This window comes from Actinomadura sp. 3N508 (assembly GCF_044326375.1).
In the GTDB taxonomy this organism is placed as follows: domain Bacteria; phylum Actinomycetota; class Actinomycetes; order Streptosporangiales; family Streptosporangiaceae; genus Spirillospora.
Genome location: NZ_JBIRAX010000008.1, coordinates 93,239 through 115,956, shown reverse-complemented (window position 1 = coordinate 115,956; position 22,718 = coordinate 93,239). Strand labels below are relative to the sequence as shown.

The 22,718-nt window shown below is 72.3% G+C and carries 27 protein-coding genes and 2 tRNA genes; 15 read left to right on the top strand and 14 right to left on the bottom strand.

What is annotated here, in order from left to right; all coding sequences use genetic code 11:
- Positions 1-95 precede the first annotated feature (95 nt).
- Positions 96-329 carry an Lrp/AsnC family transcriptional regulator gene (locus tag ACH34S_RS27010; protein ID WP_021600577.1) on the top strand — a complete coding sequence of 78 codons (234 nt, stop codon included), beginning with the start codon at positions 96-98 and terminating at the stop codon, positions 327-329.
- Positions 316-780, top strand: a complete 465-nt coding sequence (locus ACH34S_RS27005) for a DUF3515 domain-containing protein (protein ID WP_395955607.1) — start codon at positions 316-318, stop codon at positions 778-780. Before ACH34S_RS27010 ends, ACH34S_RS27005 begins: the two co-directional genes overlap by 14 nt.
- A 12-nt stretch (positions 781-792) precedes the next feature.
- Here the strand turns inward: ACH34S_RS27005 and ACH34S_RS27000 are convergent, their stop codons facing one another.
- From ACH34S_RS27000 to ACH34S_RS26980, 5 genes are all read right to left on the bottom strand, one after another.
- Positions 793-1,743 carry a hypothetical protein gene (locus tag ACH34S_RS27000; protein ID WP_395955606.1) on the bottom strand — a complete coding sequence of 317 codons (951 nt, stop codon included), beginning with the start codon at positions 1,741-1,743 and terminating at the stop codon, positions 793-795.
- A 3-nt stretch (positions 1,744-1,746) separates the two neighbouring features.
- Positions 1,747-2,385 (bottom strand): hypothetical protein, encoded by a 639-nt coding sequence (locus ACH34S_RS26995; RefSeq protein ID WP_395955605.1) that lies wholly within the window; start codon positions 2,383-2,385, stop codon positions 1,747-1,749.
- A gap of 82 nt (positions 2,386-2,467) precedes the next feature.
- Positions 2,468-2,555 (bottom strand) — tRNA-Tyr (locus tag ACH34S_RS26990).
- 144 nt (positions 2,556-2,699) lie between these two features.
- Positions 2,700-2,773, bottom strand: a tRNA-Leu gene (locus ACH34S_RS26985).
- 224 nt (positions 2,774-2,997) lie between these two features.
- Positions 2,998-4,476 carry a protein kinase gene (locus ACH34S_RS26980; protein WP_395955604.1) on the bottom strand — a complete coding sequence of 493 codons (1,479 nt, stop codon included), beginning with the start codon at positions 4,474-4,476 and terminating at the stop codon, positions 2,998-3,000.
- A 176-nt stretch (positions 4,477-4,652) separates the two neighbouring features.
- On the opposite strand from ACH34S_RS26980, the gene ACH34S_RS26975 reads away from it, so the two are divergent.
- Together ACH34S_RS26975 and ACH34S_RS26970 are read left to right on the top strand one after the other, a co-directional pair.
- Positions 4,653-6,080 carry an MFS transporter gene (locus tag ACH34S_RS26975; protein ID WP_395955603.1) on the top strand — a complete coding sequence of 476 codons (1,428 nt, stop codon included), beginning with the start codon at positions 4,653-4,655 and terminating at the stop codon, positions 6,078-6,080.
- Between the two features lie 158 nt (positions 6,081-6,238).
- The gene (locus ACH34S_RS26970) at positions 6,239-8,179 is read left to right on the top strand and encodes a beta-propeller domain-containing protein (RefSeq protein ID WP_395955602.1); all 1,941 of its coding nucleotides are present in this window, start codon (positions 6,239-6,241) and stop codon (positions 8,177-8,179) included.
- A 28-nt stretch (positions 8,180-8,207) separates the two neighbouring features.
- Here the strand turns inward: ACH34S_RS26970 and ACH34S_RS26965 are convergent, their stop codons facing one another.
- The 3 genes from ACH34S_RS26965 to ACH34S_RS26955 all read right to left on the bottom strand — a co-directional run bounded on the left by ACH34S_RS26965 (position 8,208) and on the right by ACH34S_RS26955 (position 11,194).
- A complete protein-coding gene (locus ACH34S_RS26965; RefSeq protein ID WP_395955601.1) occupies positions 8,208-9,329 on the bottom strand; it encodes a D-alanine--D-alanine ligase family protein in 1,122 nt (373 codons plus the stop codon).
- Between the two features lie 63 nt (positions 9,330-9,392).
- Positions 9,393-10,382: an NAD(P)H-dependent glycerol-3-phosphate dehydrogenase gene (locus ACH34S_RS26960; protein WP_395955872.1), complete on the bottom strand. Its 990-nt coding sequence runs from the start codon at positions 10,380-10,382 to the stop codon at positions 9,393-9,395.
- A gap of 17 nt (positions 10,383-10,399) precedes the next feature.
- Positions 10,400-11,194, bottom strand: coding sequence for a lysophospholipid acyltransferase family protein (locus ACH34S_RS26955; RefSeq protein WP_395955600.1), 795 nt, complete (start codon positions 11,192-11,194; stop codon positions 10,400-10,402).
- Between the two features lie 83 nt (positions 11,195-11,277).
- On the opposite strand from ACH34S_RS26955, the gene cofC reads away from it, so the two are divergent.
- On the top strand, positions 11,278-11,940 hold the full coding sequence (gene cofC / locus ACH34S_RS26950; protein WP_395955599.1) for a 2-phospho-L-lactate guanylyltransferase: 663 nt from the start codon (positions 11,278-11,280) through the stop codon (positions 11,938-11,940).
- Between the two features lie 27 nt (positions 11,941-11,967).
- Positions 11,968-12,168, top strand: coding sequence for a hypothetical protein (locus ACH34S_RS26945; RefSeq protein WP_395955598.1), 201 nt, complete (start codon positions 11,968-11,970; stop codon positions 12,166-12,168).
- Between the two features lie 276 nt (positions 12,169-12,444).
- Here ACH34S_RS26945 and ACH34S_RS26940 read toward each other — a convergent pair whose 3' ends face one another.
- From ACH34S_RS26940 to leuC, 4 genes are all read right to left on the bottom strand, one after another.
- On the bottom strand, positions 12,445-12,723 hold the full coding sequence (locus ACH34S_RS26940) for an HU family DNA-binding protein (protein ID WP_132176320.1): 279 nt from the start codon (positions 12,721-12,723) through the stop codon (positions 12,445-12,447).
- 158 nt (positions 12,724-12,881) lie between these two features.
- Positions 12,882-13,115 carry a hypothetical protein gene (locus ACH34S_RS26935; protein ID WP_395955597.1) on the bottom strand — a complete coding sequence of 78 codons (234 nt, stop codon included), beginning with the start codon at positions 13,113-13,115 and terminating at the stop codon, positions 12,882-12,884.
- 113 nt (positions 13,116-13,228) lie between these two features.
- Positions 13,229-13,816 carry a 3-isopropylmalate dehydratase small subunit gene (leuD, locus tag ACH34S_RS26930; protein WP_395955596.1) on the bottom strand — a complete coding sequence of 196 codons (588 nt, stop codon included), beginning with the start codon at positions 13,814-13,816 and terminating at the stop codon, positions 13,229-13,231.
- 9 nt (positions 13,817-13,825) lie between these two features.
- Positions 13,826-15,223: a 3-isopropylmalate dehydratase large subunit gene (gene leuC, locus ACH34S_RS26925; protein WP_395955595.1), complete on the bottom strand. Its 1,398-nt coding sequence runs from the start codon at positions 15,221-15,223 to the stop codon at positions 13,826-13,828.
- Positions 15,224-15,323: 100 nt separating this feature from the next.
- Here leuC and ACH34S_RS26920 point away from each other — a divergent pair, with 100 nt between their 5' ends.
- From ACH34S_RS26920 to ACH34S_RS26900, 5 genes are all read left to right on the top strand, one after another.
- Entirely contained in the window at positions 15,324-16,043 is a 720-nt protein-coding gene (locus ACH34S_RS26920; protein WP_395955594.1) for an IclR family transcriptional regulator, read from the top strand.
- Positions 16,044-16,189: 146 nt separating this feature from the next.
- Positions 16,190-16,819 carry a MerR family transcriptional regulator gene (locus ACH34S_RS26915; RefSeq protein WP_395955593.1) on the top strand — a complete coding sequence of 210 codons (630 nt, stop codon included), beginning with the start codon at positions 16,190-16,192 and terminating at the stop codon, positions 16,817-16,819.
- A 120-nt stretch (positions 16,820-16,939) separates the two neighbouring features.
- The gene (locus ACH34S_RS26910) at positions 16,940-17,329 is read left to right on the top strand and encodes a YidH family protein (protein ID WP_395955592.1); all 390 of its coding nucleotides are present in this window, start codon (positions 16,940-16,942) and stop codon (positions 17,327-17,329) included.
- Positions 17,326-17,631: a DUF202 domain-containing protein gene (locus tag ACH34S_RS26905; protein ID WP_395955591.1), complete on the top strand. Its 306-nt coding sequence runs from the start codon at positions 17,326-17,328 to the stop codon at positions 17,629-17,631. The genes ACH34S_RS26910 and ACH34S_RS26905 overlap by 4 nt, the downstream gene beginning before the upstream one ends.
- 112 nt (positions 17,632-17,743) lie before the next feature.
- Positions 17,744-18,142, top strand: coding sequence for a RidA family protein (locus ACH34S_RS26900; RefSeq protein ID WP_395955590.1), 399 nt, complete (start codon positions 17,744-17,746; stop codon positions 18,140-18,142).
- 11 nt (positions 18,143-18,153) lie between these two features.
- On the opposite strand, the gene ACH34S_RS26895 is transcribed toward ACH34S_RS26900, so the two are convergent.
- Complete coding sequence (locus tag ACH34S_RS26895) at positions 18,154-19,065, bottom strand: LysR family transcriptional regulator (protein ID WP_395955589.1); 912 nt, start codon at positions 19,063-19,065, stop codon at positions 18,154-18,156.
- Positions 19,066-19,103: 38 nt separating this feature from the next.
- On the opposite strand from ACH34S_RS26895, the gene ACH34S_RS26890 reads away from it, so the two are divergent.
- The 4 genes from ACH34S_RS26890 (at position 19,104) to ACH34S_RS26875 (ending at position 22,286) form a co-directional block, all read left to right on the top strand.
- Entirely contained in the window at positions 19,104-19,913 is an 810-nt protein-coding gene (locus tag ACH34S_RS26890; protein WP_395955588.1) for an S-adenosyl-l-methionine hydroxide adenosyltransferase family protein, read from the top strand.
- A gap of 5 nt (positions 19,914-19,918) precedes the next feature.
- Entirely contained in the window at positions 19,919-20,317 is a 399-nt protein-coding gene (locus ACH34S_RS26885; RefSeq protein ID WP_395955587.1) for an NUDIX domain-containing protein, read from the top strand.
- Positions 20,318-20,481: 164 nt separating this feature from the next.
- Positions 20,482-21,381, top strand: a complete 900-nt coding sequence (locus tag ACH34S_RS26880) for an MHYT domain-containing protein (protein ID WP_395955586.1) — start codon at positions 20,482-20,484, stop codon at positions 21,379-21,381.
- A 128-nt stretch (positions 21,382-21,509) separates the two neighbouring features.
- Positions 21,510-22,286: an alternative oxidase gene (locus ACH34S_RS26875; protein WP_395955585.1), complete on the top strand. Its 777-nt coding sequence runs from the start codon at positions 21,510-21,512 to the stop codon at positions 22,284-22,286.
- On the opposite strand, the gene ACH34S_RS26870 is transcribed toward ACH34S_RS26875, so the two are convergent.
- Entirely contained in the window at positions 22,267-22,677 is a 411-nt protein-coding gene (locus tag ACH34S_RS26870) for a MarR family winged helix-turn-helix transcriptional regulator (RefSeq protein ID WP_395955584.1), read from the bottom strand. The genes ACH34S_RS26875 and ACH34S_RS26870 overlap by 20 nt on opposite strands.
- Positions 22,678-22,718 lie beyond the last annotated feature (41 nt).

The following is a 22,718-nucleotide window of genomic DNA, read 5'->3' as shown; positions in this document are numbered from 1 at the left end:
CGCCCGGGACGCGCCCGCCCCCGGCCACGCGCGGCGGCGCGTAACACGATACGGTGAACCGTCCGACGGTTGATTCTCCGCCCGGGGAGGACGTGATGGTGCAGGCCTACATCCTCATCCAGACCGAAGTCGGCAAGGCGGCCGAGGTGGCAAGCCATATTTCCGGCATCTCGGGTGTCACTCTGGCGGAGGACGTCACGGGACCCTACGACGTGATCGTCCGAGCGGAGGCGCGCAATGTCGACGAGCTCGGCAAGCTCGTCGTCGCCCAGATCCAGGCGGTCGAAGGCATCACCCGCACTCTCACGTGCCCGATTGTCCACATCTAGGCGCACGCCCTTCCTGGCCGCCGCCGGGCTGGTGCTGGTGCTCGCCGCGTGTGGCGACGGGGCCGTCCAGGTGCCGGTGACGCAGCCGGACGCCGCCACCCGCCGGCTGTGCGAGGGGCTGCGGCTCCCCGAGAAGCTGCACGGGCAGCAGCGCCGCGACACCTCCCCGAGCTCGCCGCTGACCGCCGCGTGGGGTTCGCCGCCGATCGCGCTGCGCTGCGGGGTGCCGCGTCCCGCGACGCTCCATCCGACGTCCCAGCTGGTGACGATCAACCGGATCGACTGGTTCGGGCAGCCCGTGGACCGTCCGGTCACGTTCACCGCCGTCGCGCGGCAGGCCTACGTCGAGGTGACCGTCCCGCCCAAGTACAACCCGGCCGGGGACGTCCTCATCGAGCTCGGCCCGCTGATCGAGGCGACGATCCCGCAGAAGCCCGAAGGCCAGATCTGACGACGCCGGGCGTCAGGGCGCCAGGTCGACGCGGATGTCCTTCGTGGAGTCGGGCAGCAGGATGACCGTCGCGCCGTTGTGGCGCGTCCAGCCCACGGGGAGCAGGAACCAGCGGCCGCCCTCATGCGCGAGCGTGCGCAGGCCGTTGTAGCGGTAGCTGAACGCGGCGTCCTTGGCGTCCAGCCGCAGGACGGCGACCCCGGACCCGGTGATGTGCAGGCGCTCGCGGGAGTACACGACCGCCTGCGGGCTGGTCGGCAGCGACAGCTCGATGGCGCGGGCCGCGTCGATGCCGTGCTCCTGCGCCGCGTTGGCCGTGGCCCAGAAGGCCGCGATCAGCGCGAGCGCGATGAGCAGCAGCCGCCGGACGGGACGGGTCGAGGCGAGGATCTCCGACCAGCCGCCCCGCGCCACCCCGTAGCGTGACGCGGTCCCGGCGACGTACTCCAGCAGGAGGGTCCCGCCGCCGAGCGCCGCGGGCGACAGGTAGGGCCCGCTGACCGCGTCCTCGGCGTGCCGGTGCAGGCTGACGGCGCCGATCGTCACCAGGGTGACCGCGATGGCCGTGAGCAGCAGGCACACGAGCACCCGCTGCCGGTGGGACGCGCCGCGCAGCAGATGGACGAGCAGGTGATGGGCGACGAGCGCGCCCACGCCGAACACCATCACCGACGCCAGCGGGGAGAACACCGGGCCCGCGCTCACCACGAGGTAGTCCGTCGTCGTGAAGCCGACCGTGCCGAGGTCGATCCCGAAGTAGGAGAAGAGGGCCCGCTCGCGGACGTAGCCGAAGTAGTACAGGATCGCCGTCAGCACACCGGTGGACGCCAGCACCCGTCCGGCGATCTCGACGAGCTGCCCGATCGCCCGTTCCCCGCCGCCCGGCGCCGCGCCCGCACCGCCCGGCGCCGCGCCCGCACCGGCAGGCGCTTGAGCCGGTTCTCCAGCAGGCTCTTCGGGCATCGGTCAGGTTCCCGCGGGTCCCGGGCCGTCGTCCTCTTCGGGCGGGGCTTCTTCCGGGCTGTCGGGTTCGGGCTCGGGAGTGATCTCGGACCCGCCGCTCGGCCCCTCCGGCGAGGGCGACTCACCCTCCGGCGACCCCGGCTCCCCAGGCGACTCATCGCCGGTCGCGGATTCGGGCGGGGGCGTCGCGGCGACGTCGAAGAACTCCGTCCGGGTCTTCACTCCCACCCGCAGGCACACGTTCCCCTGACCGTTGCCGCACTTGGAGCTGTCCTTGACCTCGACGATCCCGGCCGGGTTGCCGCTCGTCTCGTGCGCGATCATGCAGGGCGAGTCCGGACGGCACGGACGCCGGTTCTTGAACTGCTCCTTGATGGACCGGGCGCACGCGTCGCCGCCCGCATCGGTGATCTCGACCGCCTCCCGGCACGCCGCCGCGATCTCCTGCAGCTGCGCGTCGGAGATGCGGGTCTGCGCGACGTCCGTCGCCTGGGGCTGGACGTCACCGCCGACGGCCAGGCCGCTCGGCTGCATCGGCAGCGGCGTGGTCGCGAGCGACGCCTCGTCCTTCCCGCCGCCGCACGCCACGGCGCAGAGCATCAGGATGAGCGCGCCGGCAGCGCGACCTCGCCGAGACCTCATGCTCGCCCCCCGTCATCGCGTGGTGACCCCGCGCATGCGCGATGGGTTCCCCCAGGTCAGACCGTAAAACCGAGCGAACTCGTGGTGAGGCGGGTGGGATTCGAACCCACTCAGCGCGATGGCAACCGGGTTACAGCCGGACCCGACTCTCCGAACGTCGGCGCCGCCTCAAGCACGGGCCTGGGCCCGCGTCACGCGACCGTCGTCCGGCCGCGTCGTACCTCCGGAGGGATTCTGTGCTAGCCCTGGCCAACCAGATCCATCGCACAGCACCTCATGCTGCCGTCTCTGCCGTTGGACTACGGAGGCATGCGTGCGGCCCCCGGGACTCGAACCCGGAACATCCACTTCCTGAGAGTGGCCTCTCTGCCCATTGGAGTAGAGCCGCAAGAGAGATTCGCGAGGTGGCGTCACTCGCGGCGGCTCGACCGGGGGATCGTCAGGAGACGGGATACCGGCCGGGGCGGGCGTGCGACGCCGAGGGCAGTCGAAGTCGATACTGCTCCATGGCCATGGCCGGTCCTCCTCTCAGAAGCCTCGTGTCTTGGACGGGCTGACGTCGTCCACAGTGCCAGCAGCCCGGAAACCGCCGCAACGCATTTTCCGGCTGGGTCAGGTCTCGTCCGGGAGGGCCGAGCCGAAGGCGACGAGCAGCCAGAACGCGACCATGACCCAGCCGAGCGCGATCCCGGTCACCGCGAGCCCCATCCCGCGTTCGCCGGAGCGCCGCAGCCGCGCCCACGCCAAATGCCCCGCGATGATCGCCGGAATGGACGGGAGCCCGCAGGTGATCAGACCGACCGCGCCCATGGACACCGCGTAGATCGCGAGGTTGTTCATGGGCGGTTTGACATGCGGATGGTGCGCGGCATGCGGGTGATGCGCGGCGTGCGAGTGATGCGCGGCGACCTGGTACTGGTGACCGGGCGCCGCATGCGGCGGCTGCGCCGGGTAGCCGGTGTAGCCGTCGGGCCGCCGGTAGGCCACGCCGCGGGCGGCGATCGCGTCGGCGTACCGGTTCCACGTCTCCGCCTCGGCCGTGCGGCCCTGCCCGTGCAGCAGCATGGCGAGGCTGCGCATCGCGCCCGGGTCGCCGGCCTGGGCGGCCTGCCGGTACTGCCGCTCGACCAGCGCCTCCGCCTCCCCCACGGCGAGCCGCGGCTCCGGGGCCTCGGCGGACCCATGCGTCTGCTGCTGCGCGGGCGGCTGCGTCTGATGCTGCGCTGACGGCTGCGTCTGGTGCCGCGCAGGCGCTGGCGTCCGGGGGTGGTCGCCGGTCGGCGCGGGCTGCCGGACGCCGCTGGAGATGAGCCCGTCCAGCAGGGACTGGGCGGACGGGCGCCGCGCCGGGTCCTTGGTGAGCGCCGCGCGGACGGCGTCGAGGAGCGAGCCGTCCAGCCCGCTCAGGTCCGGTTCCCCGCTGACGATCTGGTGGATGATCGCCGGGATCGAGGTGCCGCCGAAGCAGGGGCCGCCGCGCGCGGCGAACGCCACGGTCGCGCCCCAGGCGAACACGTCGGACGCCGGTGTCGCGCCGCGTCCGTCCAGCTGTTCGGGGGCCATGAACGCGGGCGTGCCGACGATGCCGCCGGTCGCGGTGAGGCGCGTCCCGTCCAGGGAGCGGGCGATGCCGAAGTCGATGACCCGCGGGCCGAATGTGGACAGCACCACGTTGGCGGGCTTCAGGTCGCGGTGGACGACGCCGGCGTCGTGGATGGCGGTCAGCGCGGTCGCGATCCCGACCGCGACGGCCTCCAGGTCGGCGCCCCGCAGCGCGCCGTCCGCGGTCACGGCGGCGTCCAGGCTGGGCCCGTTCACGAACTCGGTGACCAGGTAGGGCGGGTCGGCGCCGGGGTCGGCGTCCAGGACGGGCGCCGTGCAGAACGGCCGGACCCGCTGCGCCGCCGCGACCTCCGCCTCGAACCGGGCGCGGTACTGCCGGTCGGCGGCGAACTCGCGCCTGATCACCTTGATGGCGACCTTGCGTCCCGACGCGTCGAGCCCGGCGTAGACCGTGCCCATCCCGCCCTCGCCGAGCCGGTCCACGACCTGGTACGGGCCGATGCGTTCCGGCAGGTCGCCATGCGGCACGGGACATTCTCCTCGGGATGGGTTACAGCCCCCCAAGCCTGGCACATCCGGCGGCCTCCCGCCGCCGAAGGCGACCGGCACGCCCCCGAATCCGGGAATACACCCCTCCGGGGTATATGTTACCGTCGCTGATCAGTACCCCCTAGGGGTATTCGACCTCGACGATTGGACGTCCCATGTCTCCGGACCCGCGGCGCTGGTGGGCGCTGACCGTGCTCGCCACCGCACAGTTCATGGTCATCATGGACACCTCGATCATCGGCGTGGCGCTGCCCGACATGCAGCGCGACCTCGGCTTCAGCCAGGGCGGGCTGCAGTGGGTCTTCAACGCCTACGTCGTCGCGTTCGGCGGCCTGCTGCTCCTCGGCGGCAAGCTGTCGGACCTGCTCGGCGCCCGCCGCGTCTTCGCCGCCGGATGGGTCGTGCTGATCGCCGGCTCGGCGATCGCGGCCGCCGCCGGCGGCACCGCGGCGGAGCTCACCGGACGCGCCGTCCAGGGCGTCGGCTCCGCGCTCATCGCGCCCGCCGCGCTCACGCTCCTCATGGTCCTCTTCTCAGCGCGTCCCAGGGAGCTGGCGAAGGCGATGGCGTTCTACGGCGCCGCGGCCCCGGCCGGCGGCACCGCGGGCGTCTTCCTCGGCGGCGTCATCACCGAATGGCTGAGCTGGCCCTGGATCTTCATCATCTACATCCCGATCGGCGTGGCCACGCTGGCGCTGGTCCCGTCGCTCCTGCCGGCCGTCCCGGGCCGCCGCACGGGCCTGGACGTCCTCGGCGCGCTCGCGGTCACCGCCGGTCTCGGCCTCGCCGTGTACGCGATCGTCCAGGCGCCCGAGCGCGGCTGGGACGACCCCGCCACCGCGCTGCAGCTGGGCGGAGCCGTCCTCCTGCTGGCGGTCTTCACGGGAATCCAGCGCGTGCTGCGCTCCCCGCTGATGCCGCTGTCGATCTGGCGGACGCCGAACCTCGCCGCCGCGAACGCGTCGATGGTCGTCCTCGGCGCCGTGTGGATCCCGATGTGGTACTTCCTCAACCTGTACCTGCAGCAGGTCCTCGGCTACGGGGCGTTCCCCAGCGGCGCGGCGCTGCTGCCGATGACGGCGCTGATGACGGTGCTGATGGTCGGCGTCACCGGACGGCTCATCACCCGCTTCGGCACCAAGCCGCTCATCGTCACGGGGCTGGTCGTCCTCGCCGCCGGGCTGGCGATGCTCTCCACCGTGAGCCCCGGCGGGACGTTCGCCGCGGACGTCCTGCCCGGCTCGCTGGTCTCCGCCATCGGCATGTCGCTGGTCTTCATCCCGGCGACGATGGCCGCCATCGGGTCCGTCGCGCCGGAGCGGGGCGGTCTGGCCTCCGGCATCGTCAACACCACCTACCAGGTCGGCTCCGCGATCGGCCTCGCCGCCATGACCGCGCTCGCCACGTCCCAGGGCGCCGACAAGCTGGGCGACCTGCCCAGCCTCACGGACGGCTTCCAGGCCGCCTTCACCGGCGCCGCGATCGTCGCCCTGGCCGGAGCCGCCCTGGCCGTCCTCACCCACCGCACCCGCCCGGCGCCACAGCCCGAGAAGACCGAAGAACCTGCCGCGACCGTTCACTGAACCGACCGTGCCGTGCCCGGACATCCCGTCCGGGCACGGCACAATTCACTCCAGCTCCGATTTCTCAGCCGACAACGGTGGTATGGCGAGAAGTCAGGGTCTGGCGGGAACCTGGAGGGCCAGGCGAGCGTCCAACGTCAATGCGTGGACGCTCCTTCGTGTCGGTCACGACCGTTCTGGTGCTCGCCGGGTCCACCGGCTGCAGCGGGTCGTCCGGCCCCGATGACCCGCCGCTTCCGGCTCCGCCGATGCGGCTCGTCGCCTATGACGGGTGCGACGCCCTCCTGGACGGCCTGCGCCGTGCGACGGCGGACAAGGTCGGGCCCTACGGGCTGAGCGACGGGCCCCCGATGTTCGCGCTGCCCGAGGGTGACATGGCCACGCGGAAGGGACCGCAGGCCGCCCAGGCGCCCAGCGGCGGGCAGGGTGCGCCTCAGCAGCACTCCAAGACCAACTCCCATGAGGCGGGCGCGGACGAGCCCGACCTCGTCAAGACCGACGGACGCCGGATCGTGACGCTCGCGGACGGCGAGCTCCAGGTCATCGACCCCGCCACCCGCAAGATCGCGCACACGCTGGACATCCCGGGGCCCCGGGGTCTCGGCCCGGACGGCGGCGGGCAGATGCTGCTGAGCGGCGACCGCGTGCTCGTGATGACGCAGCGCACGATGATGATTCCCTACGAGCGGCCGTCGCTGCCGGGGACGGAGAGTTCGCCCAAGCCCACGCGGACGGCGCCGACGACGCGGCTGACACTGGTCGACATCTCCGGCGCGCCGAAGGTCGTCGGGACGATGACGACCGAGGCCGACTACATGGACGCGCGGCAGAGCGGCTCCACGGTGCGGGTCGTGATGCGGTCCAGGCCGCAGATCGACTTCCCCACGCGCGACGGGTGGCACGGCGAGGGCCGGAGCGATCGCCGGCGGGACGACGACGAGGCCGTCAAGGCGAACCGGGCGGCCGTGATGAAGGCGCCGCTCGACGCCTGGCTGCCCTCCTTCCAGGTGGACGGCGGCAACGGCGCGCCCGCGAAGAAGTACCAGCCGCCGTGTGACCAGGTCAGCCGTCCGGCCTCGTACGCGGGGTCGTCCATGCTGAGCGTCCTGACGTTCGACCTGGCGCAGGGGCTCGGCGATCCGCAGGCCATCGCCGTCACCGCCGAGGGGTCGACCGTCTACGGCAACGGGAAGAGCCTCTACGTCACCGGCACTCCCCCGCAGCCGTTCATACCTATGCCGAGAAGGTCGTCGGCGAAGCCTCCCGAGCAGCGCACCGATGTCTACAAGTTCGACGTCGGCGGTAAGGGACGTCCCCGGTATGTGGCATCCGGCTCGGTGAAGGGCGACCTGCTCAACCAGTACTCGATGTCGGAGCACGACGGGAACCTGCGGCTGGCCACGACGACCGGCCGGTTCGACCCGGGCAACCGGTCGTCGCAGAGTTCGGTGTACGTGCTGGCGCAGCGCGGCGCCCGGCTCGACGAGATCGGACGCGTCGACGGGCTGGGCAAGGGCGAGCGGATCTACTCGGTCCGGTTCATGGGCCCGGCCGCGTACGTCGTGACGTTCCGGCAGGTCGACCCGCTGTACGTGCTCGACCTCACCGACCCGCGCCGGCCCCGCCGCACCGGCGAGCTGAAGATCCCCGGCTACTCCGCCTACCTGCATCCGGTCGGTGACGGGCGGCTGCTCGGCGTCGGGCAGGACGCCGACAAGTCCGGGCGGCGGCTCGGGCTGCAGGTCTCGCTCTTCGACGTGAAGTCCGCGCCGCGGCGGCTCGACGCCTATCAGCTTCCAGGGGCGAACGCCGCCGCCGAGTTCGAGCCGCATGCGTTCCTGTACTGGCCCGCGAACGGCCTGACCGTCATCCCCGCCACCGGGGAACGGAGGATCGGCGGCGAGGCCATCGTCCTCAAGGTCGAGGGCGACAAGCTGCGCCGGCTGGGCACGGTGACGCATCCGGAGGACGACGGGTACGGGCGCTCGATCCTGCGGTCGCTGATCGTGGGCGACACGCTCTGGACGATCTCCGACGCCGGCGCCCGCGCGACGGGCATCGCCGACCTGAAGGAACGCGCCTGGCTCGCCTTCGGCTAGCGCGGGCCGGGCGCCGATCGCCGGGCGGCTAGCGCAGGCCGGTCGAGCGGTGCAGGGCCGTCTGGATCAGGCGGTCGACCAGCGCCGGATAGTCGAGGCCGGTCGCGGCCCACATCTGCGGGAACGCCGACGCGGGCGTGAAGCCGGGCATGGTGTTGATCTCGTTGAGGATCCAGCGGCCGTCCGGCGTGTGGAAGAAGTCGACGCGGGCGAGGCCCTCGCAGTCGAGGGCGTCGAACGCGCGGACGGCGAGGCGGCGGACCTCCTCGATCGCGGCGGGCGGCAGGTCCGGCGGGATGGCCATGCTGGTGGCGCCGTCGAGGTACTTGGTCTCGAAGTCGTAGAAGTCGTGGCCGCCCGCCATCAGCACCTCGGCGGGCAGGCTCGCCTCGGCGGGGCCGTCGTCGAGGCCCTGCAGCACGCCGCACTCGATCTCGCGGCCGTCGATGGCGGCCTCGACGATGACCTTCGGGTCGTGCTCGCGGGCCGCGTCCACGGCGGCCTCCAGGCCGGCCTCGTCGGTGACGCGGCTGATGCCCATGCTGGACCCGGCGCGGGCCGGCTTGACGAACACCGGCCGCCCGGCCGCGAGGCCCAGCTCCTTGATCTCGTCGATCTTGCGCTTGCGCTCGCGCCGCCATTCCCGGTCGCCGACCAGGACGTACGGGCCGACGGGCAGCTCCTGCGCCTGCCAGACGAGCTTCATGAACCCCTTGTCCATGCCGACCGCGCTGGCCAGCACCCCGGCCCCCACGTACCGGACACCGGCCAGGTCGAGGAGGCCCTGGATGGTGCCGTCCTCGCCGTAGGGGCCGTGCAGCAGCGGCAGCACGACGTCGACGTCGCCGAGCCGCTCGGGGACCTTGCCCTGCTCGACGACCATCAGGCCGCGGCTGTCGGGGTCGAACGGCAGCGCGAGGACGCCGCCGGACCCGGTCACCTCGGGCAGCCGGCCGCCCTCGATCGCGAGCCGCAGGTCGCCGGGCGGCAGCACCCAGCGGCCGTCGCGGGCGATGCCGATCGGCACCACCTCGTACCGGTCCCGGTCGATGGCGGCCATGACGGCCCCCGCGGTGACGCAGGAGATCGCGTGCTCGGAGCTGCGACCGCCGAAGACCACGGCCACGCGGATCTTTGAAGCCTGGGACATGAGGCCCGACCCTACCGTTGATCAGCTCGGATCGGCCACGAGCGGCCGGGCGGGGCGATCATGTCAGACCCCGTAGCGTTCCGGCTTCGGGGACCGGGAGATCAGCGAGATGGCCGCCTCCTTGATCGGCATCCCGTGGTGCAGGACGGCGGTGACCGCCTCGGTGATCGGCATCTCGACGTTGTGCTTGCGGGCCAGCTCCAGCACCGCCTCCGACGACTTGACGCCCTCCGCCGTCTGCCTGGTGACGGCGATGACCTCCTCCAGCGTCATGCCGCGGCCGAGGTTCTCGCCGAAGGTGCGGTTGCGCGACAGCGGGGACATGCACGTCCCGACGAGGTCGCCCATCCCGGCGAGCCCGGCGAAGGTGTGCTCGTCGGCGCCGAGCGCGGCGCCGAGCCGGGCGATCTCGGCGAGCCCGCGGGTCATCAGCAGCGCCTGCGTGCTGGCGCCGAACCCGAGCCCGACGGACATGCCGACGCAGAGCGCGACGATGTTCTTCACCGCGCCGCCCAGCTCGCAGCCGACCACGTCGGTGGTGGTGTAGACGCGGAAGTACGGCGTCATCGTGGCGGCCTGGAGGCGTCGCGCGGCGTCCTCGTCGGCGCAGGCGGCGACGGCCGCGCCGGGCTCCCCGCCCGCCACCTCGCGGGCGAGGTTCGGGCCGCAGAACACGGCGACGCGCTCCTCGGGGACGTCCGCGACCTCGCAGATGACCTCAGACATCCGCCGGGACGTGCCGATCTCGACGCCCTTCATCAGGCTGACGAGCACCGCGTCCGGCGGCAGCAGCGGCACCCACGCGGCGAGGTTCTGCCGGAGCGTCTGCGCCGGGACGGCCAGCGCGACGAAGTCGGCGCCGCGGAGCGCCTCGGCCGGGTCGAGCGTGGCGCGGACGGTCTCCGGCAGCGTGACGCCGGGCAGGTAGTCGGGGTTCTCGTGCCGCTCGTTCACGGCCTCCACGACCTCGGGGCGCCGGCCCCACAGGACGACCTCGCCGCCGGCGTCGTGCAGCAGCTTGGTGAACGTCGTCCCCCAGGACCCGGCGCCCATCACCGCGGTGCGGAACGTCACGAGCCGTCCGCCTTCGACTTCGCGGGGTCGAGCGGTGCGGCGCGGCGCTCGTCCAGGACCCGGTGGTGGTCGTAGCGGTCCTTCGGCGGCTCCTGGCCGCGCAGCTCGGCGAGCAGGCCGGTGATCGCGGCCATGATGGCGTCGGTGGCGGCGCGCAGCGTCTCGCGGCTGAGCGGGCGCCCCTCGTACGCCGACAGGTCGACGGGCGGCCCGGCGACGACCTTCATCGTCTTGCGCGGGAACGGGTGGAGCCCCTTCTTCAGGCTTCCCGCGAGGCCCGTCTGCTCGGCCTTCTTGTACGGCATCAGCTCGTGCGCGCCCCAGTTCGCCACCGGGACGACCTTCGCGCCCGTCTTCAGCGCCAGCCGCGCCACCCCCGTCTGCCCGGTCATGGGCCACAGGTCGGGGTCACGGGTGCAGCTTCCCTCCGGGTAGACGACCAGGCACTCGCCGTCGAGCAGGGCCTTCTCAGCGTCCTGGAGCACGAGGGACGCGTCGTCGTGGTCGCGGTAGACGGGGATCTGGCCGGTGCCGCGCAGCACGCTCTTGATGAACCGCACGTCGAAGAGCGTCGATTTGGCCAGGTAGACGGGGTAGCGCCCGGACGCGCAGACGAAGTGCGCGAGCGCGAGCGGGTCGGCTTCGGAGATGTGGTTGGCGGCGATGATGACACCGCCCTCCCCCGGCACGTTGCCGCGGCCCCGCCAGTCACGTTTCAACAGCCCGGACAGCAGCGGCCGCAGGATGACGATGGTGAGCTTCCGCCAGCCCGGCGAATACGCGTGGCCCATGGCTCGTCTCCTCCTCATCCATCCAACGTGAACGCAGGGTTCACTCAAGTGTCGCGGTTGCGTGCGCATAGTGTCGAGTTGCCATGTCTACCGCAGAGCTCTCCCAGTGGTCGCTCGTCGTGCCGGTCAAGGTGCTGGCCCGGGCGAAGACCCGCATGTCCGCCGCCGCGGGCCCGCACCGCGAGCGGCTCGCGCTCGCGGTGGCGGCCGACACGGTCGCCGCCGCGCTGCGCTGTGACCGGGTTCGCACCGTGATCGTCGTCACCGACGACCCCCTTCCCGCCGCCGAACTCGCCGCGCTCGGCGCCCGCGTCGTGCCCGACGTCCCGGACGCGGGCCTGAACCCGGCGCTCGGCTACGGCGCCCGCCGGGGCCGCGAGTTCGCCGCGGAGGCGGGCGTCGACACGGGCGTCGGCGCACTGTCAGCCGACCTGCCCGCTTTGCGACCCCTTGAACTCGCGCGCGTCCTGGACGCCGCCGCACGCTCCCCCGAGGCGTTCGTCCCGGACGCCGCGGGCACCGGAACGACCCTGTACACGGCCCGTCCGGGCGTCCCGTTCTCGCCCGCCTTCGGCGCCGACTCCCGCACCGCGCACCGGGCCCGCGGTGCCCGCGAGCTCCTGCTGCCCGGCACCGACACCGTCCGCCGCGACGTCGACACCCTCGACGACCTCCGCGCGGCGCTGGCGCTCGGCGCCGGGCCCCGGACCGCCGCCGTCGCCGCCGAACTCCCCGCGCTCGCCTAGCGCCCCGGCTGTGCCTATGGTTCCGGTATGCAAGGCACGGTGAAGGACTACGACGCGGAGACCCGCTCGGGCAGCGTGCTGCTCGACGACGGGACGGAGCTGCCCTTCGACGCGGACGCGTTCGCCGCCGGGGGCCTGCGCCTGCTGCGCTTCGGCCAGCGCGTGAACCTCGCGATGGACGACGACCGCATCACGACGGTGACCCTTTCCACATTCCCGCTCGGTTAGCTCTCAAGAAGCCTCAGCCGGGCCACGGGTCGTGCGGCCGGAGGCGCTCCGCGCCGGAGGTCGCACGACCCGAGCACGGCGGGTGCGTTTCACGAGACGCGCCAGCGGCCCGGGAAACGTGCCCGTCGTGCCTGACGGGGGTTCCAGGGGGTCGCTCCCCTGGGCAAACACAGCGCCCCGTGCCTGACGGGGGTTCCAGGGGGTCGCTCCCCTGGGCAAACACAGACAGCGCCCGGGGCCGTCCTAGGACGGGCGCCCGGGCGCTGTCGGGTGAAGCTACGCCTTGCCGGCCACCCGGTTCTTGAAGTCGGCGCCGGCCTTGAACTTCGGCACGGACGTCGCGGGAACCTGGATGGTCTTGCCCGTTGCGGGATTGCGGGCCGTACGGGCAGGCCGGTCGGCCTTCTCGAACGAACCGAACCCGGTGATCGCGACCTTGTCGCCCTTCGCGACGGCGGTCTGAATCGCGTCCAGGATGGCGTCGACGGCCTCGGCTGCGGCCTTCTTGCTGCCCAGTTGGTCAGAGATGGCGTCGACCAGCTCACGCTTGTTCATGGGTTACTCCTCTAGTTCCCCCCTTGCCCGAACGAAACTAAGGGACCCCAGGCATGGACACAATCACCTGCACGCACGAGTTGGCGTGTCGCTGGCGTTTTTGTCGGCCTCGCCCCCGTCTCGCCGGGTGACCGGACCGGATCCGGCCACAGGGCACGCTAACCGACGTCGGGGCCCTCGTGGAAATCGGCCAGGAACGTCTCCAGCCTGCGGGCGGCCAGTTCGGGGTCCCTTTTCGCCAGGTCGGTGATCGCCAGCAGATGGCGGATCAGCCGCCGGCGGGACGGCGCGGGCAACGGCGCGACGGCCCGGTGAGCGTCACGCAACTGTCGTGCGAGCTGCGTCAACGCAGGATCGTCGAACTCCGGCCCGAGCCACGGGACGGTGCTCAATACATGCCTCCGAACGGTCGAACGGGTCTTCGCACTAGGAGAATTCTCCCTGGTCGCGGTTCCCGTCCGTCCACCCGGGGCCGAAAAAGCCGTGAACGGCCTATACCAACGCCCTACACGGTCGTGGGGAACCAGGGGCGGCGGGTGCCCTCGAAATCGGTGATCGCGTCGGCGTGGCGGAGGGTGAGGCCGATGTCGTCCAGGCCCTCCATGAGCCGCCAGCGGGTGTAGTCGTCGATCTCGAAGGCGGCGGTGACGCCGTCCCAGCGGACCTCGCGGTTCCCCAGGTCGACGGTGATCTCCAGCGCGGGGTCCTTCTCGATGCGCGTCTGGAGGTCGTCGACCTGCTCGCCGGTGAGGACGACGGGCAGCAGGCCCATCTTCGTGGAGTTGTTGCGGAAGATGTCGCCGAAGCGCGGGGCGATGACGACGCGGAAGCCGTACTGCTGCAGCGCCCAGACGGCGTGCTCGCGGGACGACCCGGTGCCGAAGTCGGGCCCGGCGACGAGGACACCCGCCCCGTCGTACTGCGGCTGGTTCAGGACGAAGTCCGGGTCCTCGCGCCAGGCGGAGAACAGGCCCTTGTCGAACCCGGTGCGGCTGACCTGCTTGAGCCAGACGGCCGGGATGATCTGGTCGGTGTCGACGTTGCTGCGGCGCAGCGGGACGCCGCGCCCGGTGTAGGTGGTGAACGCTTCCATCGGGACTCCTTACAGGTCGGCGGGGGCGGTCAGGCGGCCGGTGACGGCGGTGGCGGCGGCGACGGCGGGCGACACCAGGTGGGTGCGGCCGCCGGGTCCCTGCCGGCCCTCGAAGTTCCGGTTGGACGTGGACGCGCTGCGCTCGCCGGGCGTGAGCTTGTCGGGGTTCATCGCCAGGCACATGGAGCAGCCCGCCTCGCGCCATTCGGCGCCGGACGCGGAGATGACCTCGTCCAGGCCCTCCTCCTCGGCCTGCTTCTTGACCCGCATGGAGCCGGGGACGACCAGCATGCGGACGCCGTCGGCGACCTTGCGGCCCTTCAGGACGCCCGCGACGGCGCGCAGGTCCTCGATGCGGCCGTTGGTGCAGGAGCCGACGAAGACGGTGTCGACGGTGATGTCGCGCAGCGGCGTCCCGGCGGCCAGGCCCATGTACTCCAGGGCGCGCTCGGCGCTCTGCCGCTGGACGGGGTCGTCGAAGGACGCGGGGGCGGGCACGGACTCGCCGAGCGGCAGGCCCTGGCCGGGGTTGGTGCCCCAGGTGACGAACGGCGTCAGCTCGGCCGCGTCGATCACGACCTCCCTGTCGAAGACCGCGTCGTCGTCGGTGCGCAGGGACGCCCAGTACTCGACGGCCTTGTCCCAGTCCTCCCCGGACGGGGCGTGCGGGCGGCCCTTCAGGTACTCGAAGGTGGTCTCGTCCGGCGCGATCATCCCGGCGCGGGCGCCGGCCTCGATGGACATGTTGCAGACCGTCATGCGGCCTTCCATCGACAGCGACCTGATCGCCTCGCCGCGGTACTCGATGATGTGGCCCTGGCCGCCGCCGGTGCCGATCCGCGCGATGATCGCGAGGATGAGGTCCTTGGCGGTGACGCCCTCGGGCAGCGCGCCCTCCACGGTCACGGCCATGGTCTTCGGCTGGATCTGCGGCAGCGTCTGGGTGGCGAGGACGTGCTCGACCTCGCTGGTGCCGATACCGAACGCGAGTGCGCCGAACGCGCCGTGCGTGGAGGTGTGCGAGTCGCCGCACACGACGGTCATGCCGGGCTGGGTCAGGCCGAGCTGGGGGCCGATGACGTGGACGATGCCCTGCCCGTCGTCGCCCATCGGGTGCAGCCGGACGCCGAAGTCGGAGCAGTTCTTGCGCAGCGTCTCGACCTGGGTGCGCGAGACCGGGTCGGCGATGGGCTTGAGCAGGTCCGTCGTCGGGACGTTGTGGTCCTCGGTGGCGATGGTGAGGTCGGGGCGGCGGACGGTGCGGCCCGCCATCCGCAGCCCGTCGAACGCCTGCGGGCTGGTGACCTCGTGCACCAGGTGCAGGTCGATGTAGAGGAGATCGGGCTCGCCCTCGGCGCGCCGTACGACATGCGCGTCGTACACCTTCTCGGCCAGTGTTCGGCCCATCGCTCTCCCACCTCGCTGTGTGACGGTGCTGTCTGACGGTTGGTCGTCTGGTCGCCTTCTCCGACTTGCATCTCAAATAACGAGACGGCAATATCAAGGCATGGACAACTCTAGCGGAGTCGGCGTACTGGACAAAGCCGTTCTCGTTCTGAACGCGCTGGAAGCGGGCCCCGCATCGCTCGCGCAGCTGGTCCAGACGACCGGGCTGGCCCGTCCCACCGCGCACCGGCTGGCCGTCGCGCTGGAGCACCATCGTCTCGTCCACCGGGACATGCAGGGACGTTTCATCCTCGGCCCGCGGCTCGCCGAGCTGGCCGTCGCGGCCGGTGAGGACCGCCTCCTCGCGATCGCCCAGCCGGTGCTGGCCCAGCTCCGCGATCTGACCGGCGAGAGCGCCTCGCTGTTCCGGCGGCAGGGCGACGTGCGGGTCTGCGTCGCCTCGGCGGAGCGGACCAGCGGCCTGCGCGACACCATCCCGGTCGGCGCGGCGCTGCCGATGACGGCGGGCTCGGCCGCGCAGGTCCTGCTGGCCTGGGAGGAGCCCGACCGGCTGCACCGCGGGCTGCGCGGCGCCAAGTTCGAGGCGGCCACGCTGGCGTCGGTCCGGCGGCGCGGCTGGGCGCAGAGCGTCGGCGAGCGCGAGCAGGGCGTCGGGTCGGTCTCGGCTCCGATCCGCGGCGCCGCCGGACGGGTGATCGCCGCCGTCTCGGTGTCCGGGCCGCTCGAGCGCCTCACCCGCTCCCCCGGCCGCCTCCACGCGGCCCCGGTCGCCGCCGCCGCCGAGAAGATCTCCGACGGCATGCGCCGCACCGCCTCCTGACCCAACCCCGTAGCCCCGCCCCGGGGGTCCCGCAGGGCGCTGACCTGACCAGACGTACCCGTATAACTCGGACAGCAATTGGATAGTGCCGGTATCTAATTGGTCGCCCTCGATAGCGTTAACCTCCGGCAAAGGGGGGTTCGACGGTGCAGATCTCCGAGCTCAGCGATCGGAGCGGCCTGACGGTCCAGACGATCAAGTTCTACATCCGGGAGGGCCTGCTCCCGAAGGGCTCGGCGGTGAGCGCGACGCGGTCGGAGTACGACGGCCGCCATCTGGAACGGCTGCGGCTGATCAGCGCGCTGCGCGAGGTCGGCGACCTGCCGGTGTCGGCGATCCAGCAGATCATCACCGCGATCGAGGACGACCGTGTCACCCTGCACGACCTGTTCGCCACCACCCAGCACGCGATCGGCCCGCACGTCGCCGCGCCGCACGACCCGCACTGGCGCGCCGCCCGCGAAGACGTCGACGCCCTCGTCCGCGAGCTCGGCTGGGACGTCGGCGACCGCGCCCCCGCCCGCGACCTGCTCGCCCACACGTTCGTGGCGCTGCGCCGCCTCGGCTTCCCCATCACGCTGCGCGATCTGCGCCCCTATGTGGACGCCGCGCGGGACGTCGCCGAGCACGAGATCGGCCGCGTCGCCGGCGGGATCCCCCGCGCCCGGACCGTCCATTCGCTTTTGGTGTCGACCGTCCTGTACGAGCAGGTTCTGACGGCCCTGCACCGGCTCGCGCAGGAGGACGCCTCGGCCCGCCGCTTCGGCAAATCCTGACCGGCCCCGCACCCGGCCCGACCTGCGGCGCCGTCACCAATTCCGGGATGACAAGTCGGAATTGCCATTCATATACCCGGCGGTAAGGCATGTGCACTCGTCGCCTAACATGAATGGACGATGACCGCCACCCAATCCCCGAAGTCCCGCAGCGGCAGGTGGGCCGATCGCCTGCTGGCCGAGGGCAGCGACCCCGACCCGCGCTTCTCGCTCGCCAACGAGCGCACCTTCCTCGCCTGGATCCGGACGGCGCTCGCGCTGATCGCCGCCGGGATCGGGCTGGCGCTCGCCGACGACCTGGTCGAGGCGCCGCTGCGGCATGTCCTCGCCATCGGCTTCGCCGGGGCAGGGGCCCTGGTCGCCGCGCTCGCGTACCGCCGCTGGCTGCGCACCGAGCGCGCCCTGCGCCGCGCCGAGACGCTCCCGCCGCCCGCGCTCGCCCCGATCATGGCCTACGGGCTGGCGGCCGCCGCGATCATCCTGCTGGTGACCGTCCTGGCGACCCGATGAGGCTGTGGGACCCGGGCGCGCAGCCGGAACGGACCGCGCTGGCCTGGTCCCGCACCACGCTCGCTCTGGTCGCCACCGGGCTGCTGTGCGTGCGGCTCGCACCGTCGGTGCCGGGGGCCGCGGCCGCGGCGGCCGTCGTCTGCGGCGGCGCGGCGCTGCAGGTCCGGCGGAGCCGGGCGAGCTTCCACCACCGCCGGCGCCACCTGCCCGAGGGCAGCGGCGCGGCCGACCCCGCCTCCGTCCTGCTCGCCACCGCGCTGACGATCCTCCTCGCCGTGACGGCCGTCCTCCTCACGCTCTAGCCATGCTGCGTTCGCATGGCCACCATGCGAAGTCTTCGCTGGTGTCATGGCCCGTTGGCGCTTAGCGTCGTAGCGCCAATCGCCGTCAGCCAGATCGAGAAGGAATTCACGCATGCGCGTCACGTTCGACAATCCCGAGAGCGTCCCTCCGCCGCCGCGGCCCGTCTACTCGCACACCGCGCTGGTGACGCCGGGCCCGCTGCTGTACGTGTCAGGGCAGGTCGCCCTTGACGAGAACGGCAAGATCGACGCGCCGGGCGACATGAAGCGCCAGGCGGAGGTCACGTTCGGCTACATCGGCAAGATCCTCGCCGCGCACGGGGCGGGCTTCGCCGACATCGTCAAGATCCAGTCGTTCGTCACGAACATCGACCTGATCCCGGACTACGTGGCGGGCCGGGAGCCGTTCCTCAAGGACCACCGCCCGGTGAGCACGACGGTCGAGGTCTCGCGCCTGTTCCACCCGGACGCGATGCTGGAGGTGGAAATCGTCGCCGTGCCGGGCGCCTAGCGCACCCGTTCTCAGGGGCGGAGTTCGTCGGCCACGTCGCGCAGGTCCGTCAGGAACGCGGTGACGGCCGGGGACCTGCGCGCGTGCCGTCCGACCGCGGCATAGACCGTCCTGCGCGGCTGATCGGGGGCCACGCCGCGCAGGACGACGCCGTCCCGCGCCACCGCCGCGCCCGCGAGCGCCGGGACGAGCGTGACACCGAACCCCTCCGCGACCAGGCCCAGCTTGGAGATCCATTCGGCGGCCCGGATCGGCGTCTCCGGCACGAACCCCGCGACCTCGCAGCGGGCGCGCATGGTCGCGACCGCCTCGGGGTCGTCTGCGACGATCCACGGCTCGTCCGCCAGGTCGGCGAGCGAGACGCGGCTGCGGGCGGCCAGCGGGTGCGTGCTCGGCAGCGCGACGAGGAGCGCGTCGTCGGCGAGCGTGACCAGGTCGTCGGCGGCGATGGACGGGTGCTTGTGCGTGCTGACCACGGCGATGTCCAGGTCACCGGCCTCCAGCATCGGCAGCAGCCGCTCGGTCATCCCCTCGCGCAGCAGCGGCCGGACGCCCGGATGCCGCGCCCGGAACCGGGCGAGCGCGCGCGGCACCAGCGCGGCGTTGGCCGTGGGGAACGCGCCGAGGCGGAGCGTCCCGGTGTCGAGGCGGCGGAGCCCGTCGAGCGCGCGGGCGGTGTCGGCGAGCCGGTCGAGGAGCCCGCGCGCGTGCGGCAGCAGGTACTCCCCCGCCGGGGTGGGCCGGACGCCCCGCGCGCCGCGCGCGAACAGCTCCACGCCGCACACGTCCTCCAGCGCGGCGATCTGCCGGGAGACGGCGGACTGCGTGTAGCCCTCCGCCGCCGCCGCGGCGGTGAACGAGCCGAGGTCGGCGACGGCGACGAACGTCCGCAGCAGGACGGGATCGAGGGCTTCGGCGCGCACGCCCCGGAGCATACGTGCACGCCGGATAGGGTCGGCGCATGCCCGGGAGCCGGCCGTTCGTCAGCCTCGCCACCGACTTCGGCGCCGCCTACACCGGCATCTGCGCGGGCGTCGTGTACTCCATCGCCCCGGGGGCGACCGTGCTCGTCCTGTCCGACGAGATCACGCCGTACGCGATCGCCGAGGGCGCGATGCTGCTCCGGCAGGCGCTGCCCTACTTTCCCGTCGGCGTGCACGTCGGGATCGTCGACCCGGGAGTCGGCACGCGGCGGCGTCCCGTCGCGGTCGAGACCGGGCGCGGGGACGTGCTGGTCGGCCCCGACAACGGGCTGCTCGTCCCGGCCGCGGAGGCGCTGGGCGGTGTCGTGCGGGCGCACGTCCTGGAGAACGCGGCGTACCGGCTGCCAAGCGTTTCGACGTCGTTCCACGGACGCGACGTCTTCTCTCCTGCCGCCGCGCACATCGCCGTGGGCGTGGACGTGGCCGAGCTGGGGCCGCCCGCCGAGCCGCTGCCGCTGGACGTCCCGGCTCCCGCCGTCTCGCCCGGCGAGCTGACGGCCCCGATCCTGTACACCGACCGTTTCGGCAGCCTGATCCTGAACGCCGGCCCGGACGACCTGCGCGCCGCGTTCGGCCCGCTCGCGTACGGCACACCGCTGGAGCTGTGGGTGCCGGGCGATGCCGGGCGGGTCACGTTCGAGGAGACGTTCGGCGCGGTCGCGCCCGGCGAGCCGCTGGTATGGGTCGACTCGTCCGGGCGGCTGGGCCTGGCGGTCAACCAGGGCTCCGCCGCCGACCGCTTCGGGCTCGGCGAGCCGGGGGCCGTCACGCTCCGGCCGGCGGGCTGACCGCCGTGGAAGATCTCGACGTCGTCGCTTGGATCCAGGTGTCGGACGGGCGCATGCTCGCCGTCCGCTCGCGCGGCCGCGACCTCCTCTACCTGCCGGGCGGCAAGCGCGAGCCGGGCGAGGACGACTGGTCGGCGCTGTCCCGCGAGGTCCGCGAGGAACTCGCCCTGGAGCTCGACCGGACGTCCTTCCGGGAGCTCGGCGTCATCCGCGCTCCGGCCCACGACCAGCCCGCCTACACCCATGTGCGGATGGCGTGCTTCACCGCCTCCTACCGTGGTGCCATCGCCGCGACCGGCGAGGTGGACGAGTACCGCTACGTCGGACGGCGCGAACGCCATCTCCTCGCGCCCGCCTCCCAGGCCGCCCTCGACCTCGTCGACCGCCACGGCCTCCTCGCCTGACATCATCAACTGCCTCCGGTTTGATGCCCCGATGACGCGCGACACCATCGATCGGGCGACATGCTGCCCGAACATGGCCATTTCTGGCGCGCATCACCGATTTGCGTAGTTCATCCGGCTAAGCTGTGCCGCCGGTCGCGCCGCAAGAGATGCTCGGGGGTCCCATGGCGGAGGTCCATCACTTTTCCTACGGGCTGCTGACGCCCGTCCTGGCCTACGTCTTGTCCGTCACCGGGTCCCTGCTCGGACTGCTGTGCACCGCGCGGGCGCGGGGCTCCGCCAGCCGCTCGCGCGGGCTGTGGCTGACCCTCGCGGCGCTGGCGATCGGCGGAACCGGGATCTGGGTGATGCACTTCATCGCGATGCTCGGCTTCGGCGTCCCGGGCGCGGAGATCCGCTATGACGTGCCGCTCACGATGCTGAGCTGCGTCATCGCCATCGTGGTGGTCGCGATCGGGCTGTTCATCGTCGGTTTCCGGGTCGCCGGCCCCGGCTCGATCGTGACAGGCGGCGTCATCATGGGGATCGGCGTGGCGAGCATGCACTACATGGGCATGGCGGCCATGAACATGTCCGGGCATGTCGACTACCGGCCGGGCCTGGTGGCGGCGTCGGTGGTGATCGCCGTGGTGGCGGCCTCCGTGGCGCTCTGGTTCGCGCTGAGCATCCGGGGCGGATGGGCGACCGCCGGGGCCGCGCTGATCATGGGTGTCGCGGTGACCGGCATGCACTACACCGGCATGGCGGCGATGCGCGTCACCGTCCACGAGGACATGGCGGCGCCCACCGGGGCGACCGCCAGCGACTTCCTGATGCCGCTCATCGGCGGCATCGGCGTGATGTCGATCATCCTGCTGGCGATCATCGCGATGGCCCGGACCGAGGACGAGCTGCGCGTCGAGGCGGCGCTGCGGGAACGGATCCGGGCGCGGCAGGCCGGAGGAGCGTCCCATCCGCCGACCCTGGCGCCGGGGCCGGCCGAGCCGCCCCGGACCCGCTCCACCGGCGAATGGTTCGACGGCGGCCCGGGCTCCGACGGCGCCGGTCGCGAGTACGCCCCTTAGTCCGTCTCAGGGTCGTCCCGTACGCCCGGGGCGGTACCGGGAGGGGCGGGCGTGGGCGGGCAGCCGTAGATCAGGTGTCTCTTCGCGGCCGATGCCGGGCGGTATGCCGTGCACGGAGCATCATCGGCATGACGAACACGACGCAGACCCTCACCCGTCCGGCCGCCGCCTCCGCCGCCCACTCGGGCCCGCCGAAGCTGTCCCCCGTCGAGCTGCGCGCCGCGCAGATCGAGACCCTCGAAACCCCGCGCCTGAAGTACGGCCTCCTGGCCCGGATGCTGTTCAAGCAGATGGACCTGGTCTACGGCCGCGAACGCACGCTCGTGAAGTTCACGATGCTGGAGTTCATCGCCCGCGTCCCGTACCAGGCGTGGGAGCGGATGGGCTACTTCTCCCTGTCGCGCCATCGCCGCCGTTCCGCACTGGCCAAGCGCGTCTACGAGCGGATCGTGGAGACCCGCGAGGAGCAGGACAACGAGCAGTGGCACCTGCTGATCCTCCAGGACATGGTGCAGCGGGACGGGACGAAGCAGTCGTTCGTCCTGCACCGGCTGGCGCCGTGGTTGGTGGCGTTCTTCTACTACCACGTGTCGTGGCTGCTGTTCCTGGTGCGTCCCGAGCTGAGCTACCGGCTGAACGCCGACTTCGAGGACCACGCCGAGCACGAGTACATGTCGTACGTGGCCGAGCATCCGGAGCTGGAGCACGTCCCGGCGCCGGCGACCTACGCCGCCGAGTACGGCGCGTACGGCTCCGTCGCGGACCTGCTCCGCCAGATCGGGCACGACGAGCGCGTCCACAAGCTGGACAGCCTGGTGAACATGCGTGCGCCCCGCTTCCAGGACGCCCCGGTCGCCCAGGACGCCCGGAACACGGAGGCCGCGGCTACGACAGCTCGTCGATGATCTTCTTCAGCGCGCTGCGGACGCAGCGCCGCTCCTCCTCCGTCAGCGCGGCGGCGACTCGCTCCTCCAGTCGCCGCCGCTCCGCTTCGATGGGCGCCCGCACCTCGCGGGCCTTGGCGGTCAGGTAGAGCCGGACGAGCCGCGCGTCGGACGGGTCGCGCCGCCGGACCACCAGGTCCGCCGTCTCCATCCGGGTGGCGGTGTTGACGATGGTCGGCGTCGTCAGCCCGAGCCGTGTCGCCAGCTGGCCGGGCGTCAGGCCGTCCTCCGCCCAGAGGCTCTCCAGGAGGAGGTTCTGCCCGGCGCGCACGCCGTGCCTGCTCATCGCGGCGTCGGACGCGGCGCGCAGCACCTTGTGGGCCCGCGCGGCCAGCCGCACCAAGTCTTCCATACGGAAATTGTAAGGACCGATACGAACCGTTACTTAAGCGA